We start from the raw sequence: 20487 nt of genomic DNA on the forward strand, positions 1-20487 counted from the left end.
TGTGTTTCTCGTGGCACGTGTGATGTTCACCAGAAACTAGAGACTAGAAACTAACGCATGTCCAAGAAGAAGCACGAAGAGCATGAAAATCACGAGCGGTGGCTGGTGTCGTATGCCGACTTCATCACCTTATTGTTCGCATTTTTCGTCGTGATGTATTCGATCTCTTCTGTCAATGTCGGAAAATTTCGAACTGTCAGTGAGTCGATCAAGGCTGCACTGAATCCAATCGTCAGTCCTCCATCCTCACCATCACCGATGATACTGAGTGCCAGCAAAGCTGCGCTGACGGCACCAGACTCACCTGGGAGCAAAGACGTCGTCATCCGCAAACTCAGGAATTTAGTCAAAGCCATCAAGGCGTCGCCTCAATTGGCGATGGTGCGGATTACCGAAATGGTGAATGGAGATATCGTGATCACCATTCCGGACCAGCTCCTCTTTAACAGTGGAGAAGCCGCCGTGCGTCCTGAGGCGTTGCGGTTTCTTGAGGGGCTTGGCACGGCCATTGTTGAATTGAACCGGCATACCAGGATTGAGGGACATACGGACAATGTTCCTATTCGCACCGCGCAGTTTCCGTCCAATTGGGAATTGTCCTCAACACGGGCGGTGATGGTTGTGCGAGTATTGTCGGAGCTCTACGGCGTACCGGTTGATCACCTCGCCGCAGTGGGGCATGCCGAGACGAGGCCTGTGACGGCGAATGCAGATGCCGAACAGAGGGCGAAGAACCGTCGAGTGGAGGTCGTGATTCTTGAGCAAGCCCCGCCCACGCCTATCGTACAAGAGGAGACCGATTCAGATGTGCTCGGACGATCGACTGACGAGGAGTCGTTGAATGCGTCACAGGTTGTTCCGAAACTATCGGGAGAGGGACGAGCGTCAACACCGTAGGTGGGGTAGGCGTGTCATGCGGGTAACACTCAAGTCTTGGTCTTCAGCAGTCGACAAGAGGACTCGGTACGTTCAGTTAGGAGGGGCTTGTACTATGGCCACAGAATCATCATCCCCGCAACCAGCTCAGGCGAATGATCCGATCCCCAGACATCTCGCTCCGAAAGGAGATATCACCATTTTTGAAGCGAGCGAATTTAAAGACTCGCTGACGAAGTTGTTTCAAAACGATGGGTTGGTGTCCGTAGACCTCAGCGGCGTGGCTCGAGTCGATACGGCGGCGATTCAACTATTGCTGGCCGCCAAGAAGCAAAATCGCATGTTTGTGTCTGGGATGTCCGAAGACTTACAGGGAAGATTACAGCAGCTCGGATTTACCGGCTCACTCAGTGAATGACGGCCATCGCGAATGAGGCTGAGGAGCTGTTTTGAAGGGCGATACGCGACGTGGTAGTGACGACGGCCACGAGCGGATCGAGAACACAATGATGAATTCCGCGACAGGGTCTAGTGGAGGCAGTGGAGAGGCGGCGGCTGTCGGAGATGTGAGGGGTGAGGCGCATCGCCGAGCGTGGGAGAGCTTTGGAAGCGATGCCGTACAGATCATTCCGATTCTCAAGGCTCAGATGGTAGCCGTGACACAGGAAACCGAGCGAGCAGCGATGGAGTTGATGGGGCATCTTCAAGTCCTAGGGTCTTCGAGTGAGGGGATTACTCCAGCAGATCGGTCGGCAAGTTTGGCCCAGGTCGTGATGGCCATGCAGTTCCAAGACATTACGCGCCAAAAATTAGAGCACGTGAATCTGGCGCTCGACCAACTTCAGAGGCATATACGGGCTCTGATGAAAGGCCCACAAAACCAGGAGGCTCAGGACGAGATTGCGGCTCTGCAACACGTTGAACGGAGCTACACCATGGATGCGGAACGCCGTCTGCACGAGGCGGCCATGATGTCCGATTATCTCGATCCTGTCCCAAACGACATGGAGACCGCCGATGGTGAGGAAGACCCGGTGACGCTCTTTTAGGAGACGCGTTGAACGGAGAGAAAAGACAGTCTGCGGATGGAGGGAGAACATGAGTAAGACAGCACTGATCGTCGATGATTCACGGACCATGCGGCAGATGGTCGCATTCACCCTCACCAACGCCGGGTTTACCGTGATCGAAGCAGAGGATGGGAAAGACGCGGTCAACAAGGTGAAAGCGGCAGGTCAGGTAAAGTTGGATATCGTCGTGACAGACCTGAACATGCCGGAGATGGATGGCATCGCCCTCATCAAGGAACTGCGTAAACTGACCACATTTAAATTCACGCCGATTCTGATGCTGACGACGGAGGCGGCGATGGAGAAGAAACAAGAGGGCAAGGAAGCTGGCGCCACGGGATGGATCGTCAAGCCGTTCAACCCGGAAGTCTTGCTGAAAACGATCGCCAAGGTCTTGCCGGCGTAATTGCCGTGAAGTGTGAAAGGTCATACGTAAACAAGGAAATGTGAGATGGGTGAGGCAAGAGCGATGGGAAGTTTCTTGACGGGTCACGTCTCACGGGTTACGTCTCACGAGGTCATATGAGCAACGAGTTTGCACAATTCCAAGACGCCTTTTTTGATGAGGCCGCAGAGCATCTGGCCGTCGTCGAGGAAGGCTTATTGGAACTGGAACAACATCCAGAAGATCGGGATCTGCTCAATAAGATATTTCGCTCGGCTCATTCAATCAAGGGCGGGAGCGGCATGTTCGGCTTCAACGTGGTCGCCCAATTTACACACAAGATGGAGACGCTGCTGGATTTGCTGAGAAATGGGCAGAAAGCCGTCTCGCCAGAGATTGCAGACCTCCTTCTCAAATCGACCGACTGTTTAAAGACTTTGATTGAGGCGGCCAAGACGGGCGCGTCGGTGGATGATGCGACGGTGCAACGACTCACGGACGAATTAGCGTCCGCGAGCGCATCCGGTCCCCAGCAGTCAAAGCCCAATCCAAGCGAGGCCACACCGAGTCAGGCTCAAGAGCGGCAAGGGGATCTGACCTACGTCATTACATGGACTCCGCCTGCATGGTTGTTTCAACGGGGGCTCGATCCACTGCAAGTCTTGAGAGAGCTGCGAAATCTCGGGAATCTGACCGAGGTAGTGATCGATATGTCCCGGTTGCCGGATCTCGCCGAGATTGATCCGGAGCGATGCTATCTCTCATGGCGCATGCGGCTGACGACCGGCAAGGATCGCAAGATGATTGAGGCCGTATTTGAGTTCGTCCGAGAAGACAGTGCGCTCGCCATTGAAGCGGTGAGGGGGAATGAGATAGGGGGCAAGAGTGACGAGGGAAAGGCTTCCGGAGAATCTATCGTTCCTCCTCATCCCTCATCCCTCCCCTCTGACGGCATTGAGGGACGGGCCAAACACCTTGGAGAGATTCTCGTCGAAGATGGGGTGGTGTCTCCCGCTGCACTGAGTCAGGCACTGGCGCAACAAAAGCGAGTCGGGGAGATTCTCGTCGAGCAAAAGGCGGTGACTCCTCAACAGCTGGAGCAGGCGCTGAACAAGCAGAAACAACAGGAATCTTCCACATCCGCTAAGAAAACCGATACGGCGTCTATTCGTGTGGATACGGCCAAGATCGACAAGTTGATCAATCTGGTCGGCGAACTGGTCATTACGCAGTCTATGTTGAGCGACTTAGGGTCTCGGTTCGAGATTCGGCAGCTTCCCGTATTACTGGAGCGCGTGGCTCAGCTGGAACGGAACACCCGAGAAATTCAAGAACGCGTCATGGGGATCCGCATGCTGCCGATCGGCACCGCATTCAGCCGATTCCCACGGTTGGTTCGAGACCTGTCGGCCAAGGCCGGGAAAAAAATCCAGCTGGTCCTCTCAGGCGAAGAGACCGAACTCGATAAGACGGTCATCGAATCCATCGGGGATCCGCTGACACATTTGGTCAGGAATTCAGCCGATCATGGCTTGGAAGGACCTGATGAACGTCTGGACAATAATAAGCCAGAACTGGGAACGATCCGGCTCAATGCCTTCCATGAAGGCGGGAGCATCTGTATCACGGTCGAAGATGATGGTCGTGGGCTGAATCGGGAGAAAATCATAGCCAAGGCCGTGAAACAGGGATTGATCAGCGAGAGCGACAAACTGACCGACGACCAGATCTGGCCCTTAATCTTCAAGCCTGGGTTTTCGACTGCGGAGAAAGTTACGGATGTCTCCGGCCGCGGCGTCGGGATGGACGTCGTCAAGCGCAATATCGAGGCGCTCGGCGGCACCGTCACGATCAAAACAGAACAAGAGAAAGGTACCACCTTCACCCTCAAGCTGCCGCTCACGTTGGCGATCATCGAAGGGATGACGGTTCGGATTGGACAAGAAACCTATATCGTACCATTGCTCTCGATTCTGGAATCCATCCAGCCGAAGGAGGGTGTGGTCAAGACCGTTGTCGGAAAAGGCGAACTCATCAACGTGCGGGGGACCTATCTGCCGGTGATCCGCCTCTACGAAGTCTTTGCCTTGAAGCCTGAACATACGCTGCCGACGAAGGCCATTCTGCTGATTCTCGAGACCGAAGGCGAGCGTGTGGCGGTGATGGTCGATGAGATCCTCGGGCAGCAACAAGTGGTGATCAAGAGTATGGAACAAAATTTCAGGAAGGTCGAAGGAATCGCGGGCGCCACGATTTTGAGCGACGGCACCGTCGGATTCATCTTGGACGTCCGCGGATTGCTGGAAATCGCCCGCCATGGAGATCAGGTTGCGGCGTGAGGCGCGAAGCGCCTCGGTTTCAAGCTGCGAGTTTCAAGTGTCTAGTTTTTAGAGGCTGTTTCCGGACGAACGTCGCTTTACGAGATATGCTCAGCCTCGCTGAGCGGGCTTCACGCTTTAGGAAGGAGGACCCATGGCGGCAACAGCAATCGAAACAGCCACAAGAGAGCTGCATCAACAGATTGGACTGACCACAGATGACAATCAGTTCCTCACATTCAACTTGGGCGAGGAGCTCTACGGGGTGGACATACTCCGCGTTCAGGAGATTAAGGGCTATACGGCTGTGACGAAGATTCCCAACACTCCGCCCCACATCAAGGGTGTCTTGAATCTTCGCGGCACGATTGTGCCGATCGTCGAACTGCGGACCAAGTTTGGGATGCCGACGATCGATTACACGGCGTTCACCGTCATCATCGTCGTCGTGGTCCGCGACAAGGTGATGGGACTGGTGGTAGATGCCGTGTCTGACGTGTTGAACATCGACAAGAAGGATATCCAGTCATCTCCGCAGTTCGGCGTGAAGGTGGATGTGAGCTTTCTCAACGGGATCGGAAAGTCCGGGGACAAACTCGTGGCACTCTTGGATATCGATCGCATGTTGCCGGAAGGAGAGGCGCCGGTGGCGGCGGTATCTGAGGGGGCATAGCCCACATGATTTGACGAAACCGCTTGAAAAGCGTATCTCGTGAAGCGTCCGAATTCAGAACCAAACACGCTTCACACACGACGCTTCACGCAGGGAAGCCGGTCTTTGGGAAGCCGCTGCAACACAAGGAACTGGTCGGTGTCGTGGCGGGGAAGGATCCAGAGGATGAGTTCGAAGAGTTCTACCCTGCAGTATCCCTGAGTCCCTGTATTGCAACTGCGGCGTGACCTACCTGGCTGCGGTTCAATTGCAGCCAGGTAGGTAGTCTTGCCCTTTGTGGCCTTCCATATACCGTATACCGTTTCAAGAAACCCCAACTTTTCTGGGCTTCGCGTGCCTATCCTGCGAGGTGTCTTGGCGGTTTTGGTAAAAACCAACATGATTCATGTGGGAGAGGAGACGTGCTGGGTCACGTGTGAAGTGGTCATGGGCAAAGACCTGCGGTTCTCTGCGCCTGGTCATATCGCTCCATGTAGTGTTCGCCTTCTTGACTGAACTCGAAAGTTAGTTTATTGTTGAACTATGATTAGACTGAATATTCATGAAGCGAAAACCCATCTTTCCAAGTATCTCACCAGACTCAAAGCCGGGGATCGAATCGTACTGTGTCGGCGCAATCAGCCTGTGGCACAGATCACTCCACTGTCTGAAGTTCCGACACGTCCGCGCCCCATCGGTTTGGCCAAACAGACGTTCTCTGTCCCGGCATCATTTTTTGAACCACTTCCCGATGACCTGCTTCACACCTTCGAGGGCGGGAAGGCGTGAGGTGTCTCCTCGATACCTGCACCTTCTTGTGGATTATCGCAGGCTCGCGCGAACTCTCTCCTACCGCAGCGAATATGTTTACCGATCCCACCCATGAAATCTACCTTAGTGCAGTGTCGGTGTGGGAGATCTCGGTCAAACATTCGCTTGGAAAGTTGCCTCTACCGACGTCCGTCGATCGGTTTGTCTTGGCCCAGCGGGAGATGCACGGGATATCGGTTCTGTCGCTCGAAGAACGGGCCGTGTTTCACTTGCACAAACTTCCCACGCTGCATCGCGACCCGTTCGATCGGATGTTGGTCTGCCAGGCCATTGAGCACGATTGCGTGCTGTTGACTCCCGACCCGCTCATTGCTCAATATCCCGTCAGAACGCGATGGTAATTGGAGAGGTGTGGAATCGATCCGCGCGAGATTCCGTGCGCCTCTGGGTAGGGCTATTCAGACTCGGCAGAACATTCGATAGACAGGGTTTTCTAAATCATGTAAATAGTATTGAAAGCTAATAGTTAAAGAAAGGAGCCTGCATAATCAGGACAGGAATTCCTGGCCGCTTTAAGGCTCAGCCATCTGTCTCTTTTCTTACCTGGTTGACCATCGGTCAACAGCGGTTCCCCTTTTCTCCTCTTCTTGTGACTGCGCTATTTCCCGTCGAGAGTCTTTTGCAAATAGGTGTTGTGCTTGAAGGAGCCGCTCGTGGCCGGTAAAACGCCGAAGCGCCGGAGGGTTGTGAAAGGCGCTCACAGCAAATCCAAGCAGCGGGGCACCAAGCAAGCTGCGGTACGCGCTCAGGCCAATGGGGCTCGACGCACAGAGGTTACTGAACGCCGCCAACTCGAAGCGTCGCTGCGTGAGAGCGAACAACGGCACCGGAGCGTCGTGGCGGCGATGGCGGAGGGGGTCGTCATTCAGGATGAGCAGGGGGTCATCCTCTCGTGCAATGCCAGTGCCTGCCAGATTCTGGGACTCACCGAAGCCCAGGTGTTGGGCCGTACCTCGTTCGATCCACGGTGGTGGGTGATCCACGAAGATGGCTCGTCGTTTCCCGGCAAAACCCATCCGGCGATGGAGACGCTCCGAACGGGTCTCCCCAGTGAGCATGTCATCATGGGTGTGCATCGGCCAGATGGGACGCTCGTGTGGATTTCAATCAACACGCACCCCATCACCATGGGCAAGGATGAGTTGCCGTCAGGCGTGGTTTCGTCGTTTCGTGACATTACCGAACAGAAGCGGGTGGAGGAGAATCTTCTGCGGACGCAGTTTGCCATGGATCAAGCGGTGGATGCAGTCTACTGGATCGATCCCCATGCCAGGATTCTTTATACCAACGAGGCGGCCAGTGCGATGTTGGGCTATACCAAAGAGGAATTCTTACGCATGACGGTCCACGATCTGAATCCAGACTTTCCGGCGGAAGTGTGGCCTGGGTGGTGGGCGGAGACGAAAGAGAAAAAGGTCATGTCACTGGAGACCGTCCATCTGGCGAAGGATGGTCGACGGATTCCCATCGACATCCGTGTCAGTTTCCTCGCCTATGAGGGCCAGGAATTCCACTGCGCCTATGTCCACGATATCCGTGAGCGGAAGCGAGTGGACGAAGCCTTACGTGCAAGCCAAGAGCGGTTTGAATTGGCGGCCCGTGCCACCAACGACGGCATCTGGGATTGGAATATTCTGACCGGAGAACAGTATTGGTCTGATCGCCACTTGGAACTGTTCGGGCTTGAGGCTGGCGCCCTCACTCCCACGTATGAAACATGGATTTTGAGAGTGCATCCAGATGACGCCGATCGAGTACACCACGCCACCTGTCGTCACCTTGAGACTCGTGAACCATACGATATCGAGATGCGGGTGAGGATGAGGGACGGCCATTATCGCTGGTTCCGGGATCAAGGCCAGGCGGTGTGGGATGGCTCCGGCCGACCGGTGCGTATGGTCGGGTCAATTTCTGATGTGACCGAGCGAAGAAACGCTGAAGCAATAATTCAGAAAGTCCATGCTGAGCTTGAACAGCGTGTCGTCGAACGGACGTCACAGCTCGCGCAGGCTAACCGCTTGCTTCAGGATGAAGTTGCCGAGCGGAAAAGCGTGGAAGAGGCGGTGCGTGATAGCGAATTGCGATACAAATTGTTGACAGAGGCGACCTTCGACGGCATTGCCATTCACGATCAGGGGATCTTGCTTGAGGTGAATGCTGGGTTGGAGCGCATGTTTGGATACGAAGTGGGTGAACTTGTCGGCCGACCGCTTCTGGATCTTGTTGCGGAAGAGTCTCGCGAGCGGGTTGTTGCCAATATGCGGGATGGCGTGAGTGGGCCTTACGAATCCATAGGCCGCCGAAAAGACGGCACCACCTTTCCTGGAGAGGTGGTGGTCCGGCCTTATCGGTATCGTGGAAAGGATGTCCGACTGGTGGCGGGCCGAGACATCACTGAGCGAAAACACCTGGAAATGGAACGGACTCGGCAGACGGAAGAGCTGGAACGCCAGGTTATTGAGCGGACCATCGATATTGCGAGGCTGGAATCGCAGCGAGTACAGGGGGAACGGCTGGCGGCGCTGGGCCGTTTGGCGGCCGGCGTCGCCCATGAAATCAACAACCCGATCGCCGGGATCAAGAATGCGTTTGAGCTGGTGAAGCAGGCGGTCGATCCTGCGCATACACAGTATGAATTCGTCGGTATGATCGACCGTGAGATCACGCGCGTCTCATCTATCGTGCAGAATATGTACCAGCTCTACCGACGGGAGTCCGGTAAGGTGGAGACCGTCGATCTTCGGACGATGATCGGGGATATCGAGGCTCTGTTTGCCAAACAGTTGCAGCAGCGACAACTCACGCTGGCTGTTGAGGCAGCATCTAAGGTCGACAGACTCGATGCGCCGCGAAGCGATCTCCTGCAAGTCTTGTTGAATCTGCTGAATAACGCCATCGATTGTTCCTACGAAGGAGGAACAATCACGATGGCCATCTGTGAAGAAGCAGAGGTCATCCGTATTTCGGTGGCCGATCAAGGGGCAGGAATATCCCTGGAGGTCCTCCCGCATATCTTCGATCCGTTCTTTACGACGAAGACGGAAGGCGAGCAGAAGGGCATGGGACTAGGCCTGTCTATTTCTCAAAGTCTGGTGGCCTCGATGGGAGGGAGGATCGATGTCCAGACGCAGCGTGGGCGGGGATCGACCTTTTCGGTGTTGTTGCCACGCCGTAAGATCGTGGTGCCTGTGCCTGATCAGATATCCATAATCAAGGAGGAGGTCACACATGGTTGCTGAAGCTCCGCGGATTCTTCTGGCTGATGATGAAGAGACGTTTCGCCGCTCGACGGCAAGGCTGTTGGAGCAGGAGGGATATCAGTGTGACTGCGCCCAGGACTCTCAGGAAGCTAGCCAGATTCTGACACAGGAACATGGTGTACTCATCTCCGATATTCGGATGCCGGGCAACATGCAATTCGAGTTTCTCCGAGAGGTCCGCAGCCGATTCCCGCTGCTTCCGATCGTATTGGTGACAGGCTATCCCTCCGTTCAAACGGCCGTGGAAGCGCTTCGGTTGTCGTTTACGGATTATTTGCTCAAGCCGGTGGATTGGCCGGATTTGCGCCAGGCGGTGGCCGACGCGGTCAAGAAGACCAGCCTGGTGCGCATGACGACCTCGGTGCAAGAAGAAGCCGGTCGGCTCGTGGCGTCGTTGGAGCATCTTCAGGAAAGCCTGCCTCGGCTGGGCAGTGGAGCCAACGAACGAGAACTAGCCTGGTCGCTCGATACGTTTCTGGCCCAGAGTTTTTCGTCGATGGCGGTCTTGTCTTCCCGGATCCGGTCCGTGCTGGCCAGCCAGATGCAAGGCCATGCCGAGGCGCCCATCGATGTGTGCCGCATGATGGAATGCCCACGACTTGCCGTGTATCGAGAAGCACTTGAGGGGACGGTGGAGGTACTCGCGATGACTAAAAACTCGTTTCGGTCCAAAGAACTGGGGTTTCTCCGGGCCAAAATCGAGCAGTTGCTTCGGGATGATGCGTGAAGACACCTGAGTTTCATGTTTAAAGTTTTAAGTTATTGGACAGCCTGAAATGTGAGACAGTCACGGGGAGAAGCCTGAGGTTGGAAGTTAGAGGCAGGCATCTCCCGCTTCACACCTCGGACCTCCAACTCCCCAACATACGACGCTTTACGTGATCCGATAACTTGCAACTTGACACTTCCTCTCTCACCCCACGAGTCAAGATTTCTTCGCCCGTACCGATAAAGTGTCAGACCAGGCCATAGCGGTGGGTGTGAGCGTGAGGCTCAGACCGCCTGAACGGGCAGGAGCAAGACCTGTTAGTTGGAGGCGCATTCCGGCACTCTCAAAGAGAGCGGCAGGGAGTGCGTCTTTTTTTTGACTTGTTTCGCCTTGGTGGGTTTGAAGTGGGGCAACCGTTGACATGGAGTCAGAGTATTTATAGGTACGGTCACCACAGGACTCACCATGCTGCGGAGTCTGAATCTCAGTAAACAATGGTGACGCTGCTGGTCAGCTCTGTATTCTGGGTCCTACACTCTTTAGCAGCGCTGGAGAGATCATGAGGAAACTAGACAATCTTAAAACCGTTCACAAGCTGATCGTCATTGTGACCATCTTTGTGGTCGGCCAGGTGGTCGGGACGATCTTCTCAACGTGGGGGTTGTCGGAACTGAGCCAGCGTGCGGAAGCGCTCTATCGAGTGAACTTGCTCCCGGTCAAGGAGCTCGGCGAATTGAAAGCTCTCAATTACAAAATGGTCGCCCAAATCGGATTCCATATTCAGGCCTTCGACAGCGCCGCTGTGACCAAGGCGGAGAAAGACATCGAGACCATCGACAAAGAGATCGATGATCTTTTGGCTACGTATGTCCCAATTATTGTCAGCGACTTGGAGCGGAAGACGTTTGCGAAGTATACCAGCAATTTTTCGAAGTTTAAGGAGGTCCGAGAGAAAGTCTTGAAGCTCAGTCGACTCTACAGCAAGGACGGCGCGACAGAGGTGCGCATGAAGGAACTGGTGCCGGTTCGGGAGGCGATGCTTGCCAACCTCCAATCGCTGATCAGAGAAAATGAACAGCAGGCTCAAGCGAATTATCAGGGAAGCCAAGCGTTGACCGTCCGGCTGACGACGCTTCAGATCATCATCGTCGTGCTGATGTCGTTGCTGGGTATGGTGACGGCGTGGTTGGTTGCGGCGCGTATCACCAAGAATGTGACGGATGTCCTGGGGGCGGCGCAGAAGCTAGCGGGAGGAGACCTGACCGCGCGGAGCGGCGTGACCACAACCGAGGAGACGGGGCAGTTAGCGATCGCGTTCAATCAGATGGGCGAGGCCCTGGCTCAATCAGCAGCGACACAGCAGGACACGATTGAGGAAATGAACGCCCGGATCGACATTATGAATACGACGAGCATCGTGTCGGAAGCTGATCTCAAGGGTGACATCATTGCCGCCAATGACAAGTACGTGGAGATTTCAAAGTATTCACGCGAAGAGATGATGGGGCACCCACACAGCATCACGCGGCATCCGGATGTGCCCAAAGAGATCTTCAAGACTATGTGGCAGACCATCGGACGGGGTGAGATCTTCCGGGGCATTATCAAGAATCGCGCGAAGGACGGCACGCCCTATTACGTCGATGCGGTGATCAAGCCCATTATGGGTTCAAACGGCAAGCCGAGGAAGTATTTGGGCGTCCGTTACGACATTACTCAACATGAGATCGCTCGGCTGAATATGAAGGGGTTGGTGGAGGCGATCGACAAGACATATGCCACGGTCGAGCTTGATCTCACCGGTACGATTCAAACCGCCAATGGCCTATTTCTCCAGACAATGGGCTATAGCTTGGAGGAACTCAAAGGCAAGCATCACAGCATGTTCGTTGCGTTGTCATACCGCAGCACCACTGAGTATCGCTCCTTCTGGGAAAAACTGGGGCGTGGCGAGTCTGAGGCAGGTCAATACCAGCGTGTGGCAAAGGGCGGGCGGGAGGTCTGGCTGCAGGCCAGCTACAATCCGGTCATGGACGAGATGGGACGGCCCTTCAAAGTGATCCAGCTCGCGATGAATATCACCGGCCAAAAACAGGCGCAGGTCGAGGTCGAGAAACTGATCAAGGCCGCGACGGCTGGGCAGTTGTCCGAACGGATTGAGACGAGATCGTTCAGTGGCACCTCACGAGAGCTGACGGAAAGTGTCAATCGGCTGCTCGATGCCGTGGCCAGCCCGCTGCGTGAAGCGCAGACGGTGCTCGCCGCGCTGGCCAAGAAAGATCTGACGTACAGCATGTCAGGGTCCTATCAGGGTGAGTTCGAACAGATGAAGGCCAATGTGAACGGCGCCCTTCACAGCCTCTCGGAGACGATGACGACGGTGCAGGCGGCGGTCGAGGCGGTGTCCTCTGGGGCGGATCGCATCTCAAAGGGTAATGCTGACCTCTCCCATCGCACGAGTGAGCAAGCGGCGTCCTTGGAAGAGACCAGTGCGTCCATGGAGGAAATGACTGCGACGGTGAAACAAAACGCGGACAACGCGAAGCAGGCTGATCAGCTGGCGATTACCGCCCGTGAGACGGCAGACAAGGGTCGGGCTGTCACGCAACAGGCTGTGGATTCCATGGATGCAATCAACAAGAGCAGCAAGAAGATCGCCGATATCATCACGGTGATCGACGAGATCGCCTTCCAGACGAATCTCTTGGCTCTGAACGCGGCTGTTGAAGCGGCGCGGGCGGGTGAGCATGGTCGAGGGTTCGCCGTGGTGGCTGCCGAAGTGCGGAACTTGGCACAGCGGTCGGCGTTGGCCGCCAAGGAGATCAAAGGCTTGATCAATGAGTCCATTCAGCGAGTCAGTGATGGAAGCGAGCTTGTCAATCAATCGGGCAAGACGCTCGAGGAGATCGTCAATTCCGTCAAGCGGGTGACGGACATTATCGCGGAGATCAGCGCGGCCTCGCAGGAACAGGCCTGTGGGATCGATCAGACCAATACAGCCATCCTGGCGATGGACAAGGCGACGCAGCAAAACGTGGCGTTAGTGGAAGAGACCACCTTATCGGCCCAGTCCATGAAGGAGCAGGCCAATGAGCTCCTCAGTCAGGTAGCCGAGTTCAAGATTCGAGACCATGAATCGGCCAAGAGCACGGGTGCTGCCCTCGCCGTGAACCATTCGCGAGAGATTGCACAACCACGGGAGATGTCGGTGACTCACTCTAGCGCGCCGGCGCACCAATCAAAGTTCCCGCAGCGGGGAGCGACGGCGGCGGCCAGACCGGTGCCAGCCAGCCTTGCCACCGGCAAGAGCAACAATCCCAACGAGTTTGGGGAGGATTTTCAGGAGTTCTAGCCTAGTCGCTCGGCTTTACTCGTCACAGGATGATGCCGATAAGGAATCTATCAAGGTTGTGATTGCAGAATTGCACGGTTGGTCAGGAGACAGGCGTTGAAGCGTATCAAGTTGAGGCCGACGGGGAACGCAAGTCCTTTCAGTACCAGAGAGATTGCGGTCGCGAGATGGTGCGAATGTCGTTAGGCGAAGGAGGGGTGATAGTGATGTGGTTCAAGAACCAAACCCTTATGACCAAACTCATGGTCGGGTCTGCTGTGATTGGCAGCATTATGACGGTGATCGGGACGATAGGCGTGATTAACTTGAAGACTATTAATGCGAACACCGAGAATCTCTACGAGGTACAGCTCAACGCGGTGCGCCAGGCGCTCACGATCCAAAATAATCTGTCGATGGTGCGGTTTTGGGTGCTGCGCGCGGTGACGTCTACAGACAAGGCGCACCAGGAGGTGTCGTTCACCAAGATAGCCGATTTGTCGAAGCAGAACGACGAGAGCAAAGCCCAGTTTGAAAAGCTGATCCGCTCGGATTCAGTACGGAACATGTTTGGAGAATTCACCCAGGCGCTCGCCGACTATCGCACGAATCGGATGACTACCATCGAATTGGCGCTGGAGGGCAAGCAGGCGCAGGCGATGGCACGCATTGATCACGAAACGCGGCTGTCGTACGAGGCTGTCAGCAAGCGCCTTGCGCAGTTGGTGGAGGCCACTCAGGCGAATGCTCGGCAGCAATATGAGAGCGCCCAGGCGCTCTATGCCACCGCGAAAGTGATGTTGATCATCGTCAACCTCGGCGGGGTCGTCTTGGGGATCGTGTTTAGTTGGTTGCTGGCTCGGTTCATCGCACGAAACATGACAGTGGTGTTGCAGGTCGCGCAGCAGCTAGGCGGTGGCGATCTGTCGGCACGGGCCTCCGTGGTGACGCAGGATGAGGTGGGGAAGCTGGCGCAGGCTTTTAATGAGATGGGGGAGAAGCTCTACACCGCCGCGACAGCACAACAGGCACAGCAGGCCGAAATCGCCGCCAAGAACTCGGAGGTCAAGGGTATTACGGACGCGATCAGTCGAGCCCAAGCGGTGATCGAGTTCAATATGGACGGCACGGTCATCGTGGCGAACGATAACTTCCTCCAATGCCTGGGATACCGTCTGGATGAGGTCAAAGGCCGGCACCACCGGATATTTTGCGATTCCAGCTATGCGAACAGTGCCGAGTATCAGGCGTTCTGGGCGAAGCTGAACCGTGGTGAGTTCGATGCAGGGGTGTATCCTCGGAAACGCAAGAACGCTCAGGATGTGTGGGTCCAGGCCTCGTATAACCCGATTCTTAACGCCGACGGGAAGGTCTACAAAGTCGTAAAGTATGCGGTGGATGTGACCGCACAGAAGTTAGCGGCGATTGAGTCCGAGGGCATCCTGAAAGCCATCGACCAGGGTCAGGCGATGGTTGAATTCAATATGGATGGGACGGTGCGGAACGCCAACGCCATCTTTTTGAGTGCCGTGGGCTATCGTCTCGATGAAATTAAAAGCCAGCATTACCAGATGTTCTGTTCCCCGGTTTCTGTAAACAGCGGAGAGTGTGTGGCTTTCTGGCAGAAGCTCAACCGAGGGGAATCTGATGCCGGCTTGTATCAGTGGTTGGGCAAAGGGGGCAAGGCGTGCTGGCTGCAAGCCACATTCACCCCAATCCTCGATGTTTCCAGGAAACCCTATAAAGTCGTCACCTTCGCAACTGATATTACGACGCAGAAACAGGCCTCGGCTGAAATGGAGCGCCTCGTGGTTGAGGCAGAAACGATCCTGGGCCGGGTTGCGGTGAGCGATCTCTCGCAGGAGATGACCGGGACCTACTCCGGCGGGCTGGACAAGGTGAAGACCAGTATCAATGCAGTGGTGCAAAATCTCATTCAGACCATCACCACCGTTCGGGAAGTCGTGGAATCAGTCGCGTGCGGCTCGGAGGAGATCAATAGGGGCAATTCTGATCTGTCCCAGCGGACGAGCGAACAGGCGGGCTCGCTTGAAGAAACCGCTGCATCGATGCAAGAGATGACGCAGACCGTGAAACAAAATGCGAATAATGCCAAGCAGGCCAGCCAACTGGCGATTGAAGCCCGTGAAACGGCGGGTCAGGGCGGCGCCGTGACGCAGCAGGCCGTGGAGGCTATGGGGGAGATCAACAAGAGTAGCAAGAAGATCGCCGACATTATTACGGTGATTGATGAGATTGCGTTCCAAACCAACCTGTTGGCCTTGAACGCTGCGGTGGAAGCGGCGCGGGCTGGGGAACATGGGCGTGGCTTTGCCGTGGTGGCGGCTGAAGTGCGGAACCTGGCGCAGCGATCGGCGTTGGCCGCCAAGGAAATTAAAGGGTTGATCAATGAGTCGATCCAGCGAGTCACCGATGGGAGTGCGCTCGTGAACCAATCCGGGAAGACACTGGAGGCGATCGTCACGTCCGTCAAGCGAGTCACCGATATCATTGAGGAGATTAGCGCGGCGTCGCAGGAACAGGCTGGGGGAGTCGATCAGGTGAACAAGGCAATCATGGAGGTCGATCAGTCCACCCAACAGAACGCGGCCTTAGTGGAACAAATCACCAGCGCGAGTTACTCGATGAAGGTCCAATCAGAGGAACTGTTGCGCCGCATGGCCTTGTTTACGCTCACGTTGTCTGAATCGGAAAAAGCCACTATTCCGTCGATTGCCGCTGTCCGGGAACATGCCGCTCGTGCGATTTCAAGAGCCTTCACCGAGCCACCTAAAGGGTCGAGAGCGCTCTTGACTCCCGCGCCTAGCGCGAAGGGACGAGAGTCATCCAAGGTCACAGTGGGTGGTGGGGATGAACACCCTCAATTAGGCGAAACTTTTGAGGCATTCTGAAGGGGCTGTAGATTGGTCGCGTCATTCGCAGCCGTACCCCACCCCCTGAGGGTGACACAGCGAACTGCCGGGGACAGTCGGTCACAATTGATGCAAACGAGCGGACTCTCGCGCTGTACCTGAAAAGTGCTCATTCGCACTGCCTCCCGTTGATCATCCCGGCACAAGCTCCTCCCTGCTCCTGGTGTTCCCCTTGCTCGACAAAGACGCGTTGACCGCGCGCCCTCAAGATCGTCAAGTTGCAACCGATAGAGGGTTATAGCGAGGCTTGGGATGGAGAGGATTCGTTCAAGCCCATCCTTGCAGGGTCTTTCACGGGCGTATGACCACCACGACAGGCGATTAACAGGTGATGGACGAATGATGAACGCGTTAAATAACCTCAAGACGAGATCCAAGCTGTTGCTCAGTTCCGGCATGATCAGCCTGTCGCTGCTGGTCGTGGGTGGCATGGCCATCATCGGGTTGGTGCAGCTCAGCGAGCGCATTGAAACAATCTTCACGATCAATGTGCTCCCGCTCAAGCAGCTCGGCGAATTGCAAGGATACTCGCAGCGGATGAACTCCCTCGTGACCGAGCACATCCTGGCACGCGACGGAGCGACGATGCGAAAAAAGATGGACGAGATCGCCAAGCTCGATGTCAAGATCGATCAGTTCCAAACGGATTATGCCCCGATCATTATAAGCGAATCGGAACAGAAGACCTTCGACCGGTTCAAGGCCGAGTTGACGAGTTACCGGGAGATTCGCAAGAAGGTCCTGACGCTCAGCGATAATTTCAGCAAAGATGCCGCGACCGAATTGCAAGATGCGCAACTGTCGGCGAAACTTGCGGAGTTGCTGGAGTCCGTCGGTAGCCTGGTGAAGGAAAATGAAGTCCAAGCCCAAGAGAACCATGAGTCCAGCCGCAGCGCCGCCATGACGTTGACGATACTCATGCTCGCCCTCATCGGGGGAGCGTTGACCCTGGGGCTGCTGGGTAATTGGGCTATCGCGAAGTTTTTGGTATCGGGGTTGAGCAATGTCTTGCAGGCGGCCCAGCAACTGCAGGGTGGGAATCTCGCATTCCGATCTACCCTAACGACGACGGAAGAAATCGGACAGCTTGCCCAGGCCTTCAATCACATGGCCGGATCGTTGGAAGCGGCGTCGGCCAAGCAGGCCGAGGCGCTGGCGTCGCAGGCGGCGGAGATTTCCGGAGTGACGATTGCCATCGGGAAGTCGCAGATGGTGATCGAGTTTACGCTCGACGGGACGGTCCTCACGGCCAATGAGATTTTCCTGACGACGCTGGGCTATCGGCTCGATGAGATTATCGGGCGGCATCACCGGATGTTTTGCGATCCGTCCTTTACTGCAACAGGAGACTATGCTGCCTTTTGGCAGAAGTTGAGCCGTGGCGAATTCGAGTCCGGCGTGCATCGCTGGCTGGGCCAGGGCGGCAAGGAGTTCTGGTTGCAGGCTGCCTTGACGCCGATTCTCGATACCCAGGGCAAGGTGACCAAGGTCATGACCTTCGCAACCGATGTAACGACACGGAGACAGCGTAACGCAGAGTATGAGGGGAAAATTGCGGCCATCATGAAATTGCAGGCGGTGGTCGAGTTTATGCTGGACGGAACGGTCGTGGCCGCCAACGAGCAATTCTTGGCCTGTACGGGGTACAGTCTCGACGAGGTCACGGGGCGACACCATCGGATGTTCTGCGATGCCGCCAGTGCGAACACGAGCGAGTATGCGGTGTTCTGGCAGAAACTTAGCCGGAATGAGGCGGACACGGGTGTCTATCAGTTGCAGGGCAAGGGCGGCAAGGAGCTCTGGCTGCAGGCCTCGTATACACCGATTCAAAATGCGAACGGGGCTGCCTACAAGGTCGTGATGTATGCCACTGATGTCACGATGCAGAAACAAGCTCAGGCCACGCTGCAGACCTGCATGACGGAAGCACAAGGCACGCTCTTAGCGTTGGCGAATGGCGATTTAACCCAATCCATGCAGGGGGAGTACACAGGCGATCTGGATAAGATCAAGACCAGTGTCAATACGGCGCTCACGAATCTGTCCACCACCATTTCCACAGTGCGCCAGGCGGTGGAAGAGGTCACGGCCGGTGCGGGACAAATTTCGGATGCGAACAAGGATCTCTCGCAGCGCACGAGTCAACAGGCTGCGTCGCTCCAAGAGACATCCGCCTCCATGGAGGAGATGACCTCAACGGTGAAACAAAATGCCGACAATGCGAAGCAGGCGGATCAGTTGGCGATTACCTCCCGTCAGACGGCGGATAAGGGCTTGGGGGTGACGCGGCAGGCGGTGGACGCCATGGAGGGGATCAACAAGAGCAGCAAGAAGATCGCCGACATTATTACGGTGATCGATGAGATCGCGTTCCAAACCAATCTGTTGGCCCTGAACGCGGCGGTCGAAGCGGCGCGGGCGGGTGAACATGGGCGAGGTTTTGCCGTGGTGGCGACCGAAGTGCGGAATCTGGCGCAGCGATCGGCCTTGGCGGCAAAGGAAATCAAAGGGTTGATCAAGGAGTCGATCCAGCGGGTGAATGACGGGAGCGAGCTGGTCAATCAATCCGGCAAGACATTGGAGGAGATTGTCATTTCGGTCAAGCGGGTCACGGATATTATCGCGGAGATCAGCGCGGCCTCGCAGGAACAAGCTATTGGGGTCGATCAGGTCAACAAGGCCATTATGTCGATGGATCAAACGACACAGCAGAATGTAGGAGTGGTTGAAAATACGGCCAATGTAGCCCAGTCGATGCGGGATCAGGCCAGTCAGCTGCATCAACAAGTGCAGGCCTTCAAAATCTCCCATAGTCATCAGGCCAAGCGCGTGCCAGTCATGCCGTCACAGACTGTCTCACCCATGGTCAAGTCTGTCGGCCACGAGGGTGGCCGGACCGCTTCCAGAAAATTAGCTTCTAGGACACCTGTTGCGCAGAATGTGCCGGTCGGCACCACAGGTGGCAGCAAGAAAGAGCATCATGGTGTGGTGGGAGAGGGGTTCGAGGAGTTTTAGGACCAATCCTTCTGCACCGTCTGTCACAATTCCACTCTGACCGTCTCTTCACAGGGCAGGAAGATAATTCGTAACAGTTGCCTCGCCTGAGGTGTAACCAGGCTATCGGACGCATCCGGTCCGCGGTCCTCTCGTGAATCAGCCACGACGTGCGCCTAGGGCTTCTTTCGGTCGTGAAACCGTCGCGGCAACATGAATTAAGAAATCACGCTAACCGACCGATAACGTACGCATTCGAATTCTAGGGTGACGAACCGTCCCTCTCAGGGGCAGGGGAGTGATCGGCATGGACTTTGAGATCTCAACTGAAGAATTTCAACGATTTCGGACGTTGATCTATGACGAGAGTGGGATCTCGCTCAACAATCAGAAACAGGGGTTGGTGGCATCCAGGTTATCGAAACGCCTGCGCGATCTCGGGCTTTCGACATTTTCCGAATACTATGACCAGCTGACAAGGGATTCAAGCCGGGATGAATTCACTCGGATGCTGGACCTGATCTCGACCAATAAGACGGACTTTTTTCGTGAACCGAAGCACTTTGATTTTCTCCGTGAAGAGATTCTTCCTCAACTGGGGTCTCAGCAAAGGATCCGCATTTGGTCGTCGGCCTGTTCGACGGGCGAAGAGCCCTATACGATCGCGATGACACTGTACGATGGTGTGTCCAACCCTACGCAGTGGGATTGCAAGATCCTGGCGTCCGACCTGTCCACTCGTGTGCTGGCAAAGGCTGCGGCAGGCGTCTATGACGTGGACCGTGTCCACGATGTCTCACCGGAGACAGTTAAGCGGCATTTTCTCCGTGGGCGTGGCGAGAGCGATGGCAGGCTCAAAGTCAAGCCGCATTTGTCGGCGATGATTCAATTTCGACGCCTGAATTTGATGGACGAACAGTTTCCCATCAAGAACCCTCTCGATCTTATCTTCTGCCGGAATGTGATGATCTATTTCGACCGTCCGACTCAGGAGCGGCTCGTCAATAAGTTCCATCGGTACTTGAAGCCGGGCGGGCATCTCTTTATCGGGCATTCAGAAAGTCTCCAATGGGTGACCCATCCCTTTACAGTCGTCGCTCCAACTATTTATCGGAAGGATGGGTGAGC

15 protein-coding genes are annotated in these 20487 nt (G+C 55.6%); all 15 read left to right on the forward strand.

The features are described from left to right. Positions 1 to 57: 57 nt before the first annotated feature. Positions 58 to 897, forward strand: a complete 840-nt coding sequence (locus E8D52_15150; protein TKB65736.1) for a flagellar motor protein MotD — start codon at positions 58 to 60, stop codon at positions 895 to 897. Then, positions 842 to 1294, forward strand: coding sequence for an STAS domain-containing protein (locus tag E8D52_15155; GenBank protein TKB65737.1), 453 nt, complete (start codon positions 842 to 844; stop codon positions 1292 to 1294). The genes E8D52_15150 and E8D52_15155 overlap by 56 nt, the downstream gene beginning before the upstream one ends. A gap of 31 nt (positions 1295 to 1325) precedes the next feature. After that, a complete protein-coding gene (locus E8D52_15160) occupies positions 1326 to 1925 on the forward strand; it encodes a hypothetical protein (GenBank protein ID TKB65738.1) in 600 nt (199 codons plus the stop codon). Positions 1926 to 1974: 49 nt separating this feature from the next. Continuing rightward, entirely contained in the window at positions 1975 to 2352 is a 378-nt protein-coding gene (locus tag E8D52_15165; GenBank protein TKB65739.1) for a response regulator, read from the forward strand. A 116-nt stretch (positions 2353 to 2468) separates the two neighbouring features. Further along, positions 2469 to 4670 (forward strand): chemotaxis protein CheA, encoded by a 2202-nt coding sequence (locus tag E8D52_15170; GenBank protein TKB65740.1) that lies wholly within the window; start codon positions 2469 to 2471, stop codon positions 4668 to 4670. A 133-nt stretch (positions 4671 to 4803) separates the two neighbouring features. Then, the gene (locus tag E8D52_15175) at positions 4804 to 5322 is read left to right on the forward strand and encodes a chemotaxis protein CheW (protein TKB65741.1); all 519 of its coding nucleotides are present in this window, start codon (positions 4804 to 4806) and stop codon (positions 5320 to 5322) included. 23 nt (positions 5323 to 5345) lie between these two features. Continuing rightward, entirely contained in the window at positions 5346 to 5549 is a 204-nt protein-coding gene (locus E8D52_15180) for a hypothetical protein (GenBank protein ID TKB65742.1), read from the forward strand. Between the two features lie 295 nt (positions 5550 to 5844). Continuing rightward, complete coding sequence (locus E8D52_15185) at positions 5845 to 6090, forward strand: type II toxin-antitoxin system Phd/YefM family antitoxin (protein ID TKB65743.1); 246 nt, start codon at positions 5845 to 5847, stop codon at positions 6088 to 6090. Further along, positions 6087 to 6473 (forward strand): type II toxin-antitoxin system VapC family toxin, encoded by a 387-nt coding sequence (locus tag E8D52_15190; GenBank protein ID TKB65744.1) that lies wholly within the window; start codon positions 6087 to 6089, stop codon positions 6471 to 6473. Before E8D52_15185 ends, E8D52_15190 begins: the two co-directional genes overlap by 4 nt. Positions 6474 to 6785: 312 nt before the next feature. Continuing rightward, positions 6786 to 9371 (forward strand): PAS domain S-box protein, encoded by a 2586-nt coding sequence (locus tag E8D52_15195; GenBank protein ID TKB65745.1) that lies wholly within the window; start codon positions 6786 to 6788, stop codon positions 9369 to 9371. Beyond that, positions 9361 to 10119 carry a response regulator gene (locus tag E8D52_15200; protein TKB65746.1) on the forward strand — a complete coding sequence of 253 codons (759 nt, stop codon included), beginning with the start codon at positions 9361 to 9363 and terminating at the stop codon, positions 10117 to 10119. Before E8D52_15195 ends, E8D52_15200 begins: the two co-directional genes overlap by 11 nt. Before the next feature lie 541 nt (positions 10120 to 10660). Further along, on the forward strand, positions 10661 to 13453 hold the full coding sequence (locus E8D52_15205; protein ID TKB65747.1) for a PAS domain S-box protein: 2793 nt from the start codon (positions 10661 to 10663) through the stop codon (positions 13451 to 13453). Between the two features lie 62 nt (positions 13454 to 13515). After that, positions 13516 to 16344 carry a PAS domain-containing protein gene (locus E8D52_15210; GenBank protein TKB65748.1) on the forward strand — a complete coding sequence of 943 codons (2829 nt, stop codon included), beginning with the start codon at positions 13516 to 13518 and terminating at the stop codon, positions 16342 to 16344. A 273-nt stretch (positions 16345 to 16617) separates the two neighbouring features. Next, positions 16618 to 19380: a PAS domain S-box protein gene (locus E8D52_15215; protein TKB65749.1), complete on the forward strand. Its 2763-nt coding sequence runs from the start codon at positions 16618 to 16620 to the stop codon at positions 19378 to 19380. Positions 19381 to 19666: 286 nt separating this feature from the next. Continuing rightward, on the forward strand, positions 19667 to 20485 hold the full coding sequence (locus E8D52_15220; GenBank protein ID TKB65750.1) for a protein-glutamate O-methyltransferase CheR: 819 nt from the start codon (positions 19667 to 19669) through the stop codon (positions 20483 to 20485). Positions 20486 to 20487: the final 2 nt, after the last annotated feature.

Source organism: Nitrospira sp., assembly GCA_005116745.1.
Taxonomy (GTDB): domain Bacteria; phylum Nitrospirota; class Nitrospiria; order Nitrospirales; family Nitrospiraceae; genus Nitrospira_D.